Genomic DNA, 1,485 nt, shown 5'->3' on the forward strand with positions numbered 1-1,485 from the left:
CAATCTGTGTGGACACTTGCATTAATAGTATCGTTAAGGAGGTGATCCAGCCCCAGGTTCCCCTAGGGCTACCTTGTTACGACTTCACCCCAGTCATGAACCACACCGTGGTAAACGCCCTCCCGAAGGTTAAGCTATCTACTTCTGGTGCAGCCCACTCCCATGGTGTGACGGGCGGTGTGTACAAGGCCCGGGAACGTATTCACCGTGGCATTCTGATCCACGATTACTAGCGATTCCGACTTCACGGAGTCGAGTTGCAGACTCCGATCCGGACTACGACATACTTTATGGGATTCGCTCCACCTCGCGGTCTTGCTGCCCTCTGTATATGCCATTGTAGCACGTGTGTAGCCCTACTCGTAAGGGCCATGATGACTTGACGTCGTCCCCACCTTCCTCCGGTTTATCACCGGCAGTCTCCCTGGAGTTCCCACCATTACGTGCTGGCAAACAAGGATAAGGGTTGCGCTCGTTGCGGGACTTAACCCAACATTTCACAACACGAGCTGACGACAGCCATGCAGCACCTGTCTCAGAGTTCCCGAAGGCACACCAAAATCTCTTTCGGCTTCTCTGGATGTCAAGAGTAGGTAAGGTTCTTCGCGTTGCATCGAATTAAACCACATGCTCCACCGCTTGTGCGGGCCCCCGTCAATTCATTTGAGTTTTAATCTTGCGACCGTACTCCCCAGGCGGTCTACTTAACGCGTTAGCTCCGAAAGCCACGGCTCAAGGCCACAACCTCCAAGTAGACATCGTTTACAGCGTGGACTACCAGGGTATCTAATCCTGTTTGCTCCCCACGCTTTCGCATCTGAGCGTCAGTCTTTGTCCAGGGGGCCGCCTTCGCCACCGGTATTCCTTCAGATCTCTACGCATTTCACCGCTACACCTGAAATTCTACCCCCCTCTACAAGACTCTAGCCTGCCAGTTCAAAATGCGGTTCCCAGGTTAAGCCCGGGGCTTTCACATCTTGCTTAACAAACCGCCTGCATGCGCTTTACGCCCAGTAATTCCGATTAACGCTCGCACCCTCCGTATTACCGCGGCTGCTGGCACGGAGTTAGCCGGTGCTTCTTCTGCAGCTAACGTCAAATCACGCAGGTATTAACTACGTAACCTTCCTCACTGCTGAAAGTGCTTTACAACCCGAAGGCCTTCTTCACACACGCGGCATGGCTGCATCAGGCTTGCGCCCATTGTGCAATATTCCCCACTGCTGCCTCCCGTAGGAGTCTGGACCGTGTCTCAGTTCCAGTGTGGCTGATCATCCTCTCAAACCAGCTAGGGATCGTCGCCTTGGTGAGCCATTACCTCACCAACTAGCTAATCCCAACTGGGCCCATCCCGACGCGAGAAGCCCGAAGGTCCTCCTCTTTGGTCCGTAGACATCATGCGGTATTAGCAGTCGTTTCCAACTGTTATCCCCCACGTCAGGGCAGGTTCCCAGCCATTACTCACCCGTCCGCCGCTCGCCGCCC

The 1,485-nt window shown here is 54.4% G+C and carries 1 rRNA gene; it reads right to left on the reverse strand.

Annotated features, from left to right (window positions below):
* Positions 1–34: 34 nt before the first annotated feature.
* A 16S ribosomal RNA gene (locus LRP49_RS25075) occupies positions 35–1,485 on the reverse strand; the annotation flags it as partial.

Origin of the sequence: Enterovibrio qingdaonensis (assembly GCF_028683135.1) — a bacterium.
Lineage (GTDB): Bacteria > Pseudomonadota > Gammaproteobacteria > Enterobacterales > Vibrionaceae > Enterovibrio > Enterovibrio qingdaonensis.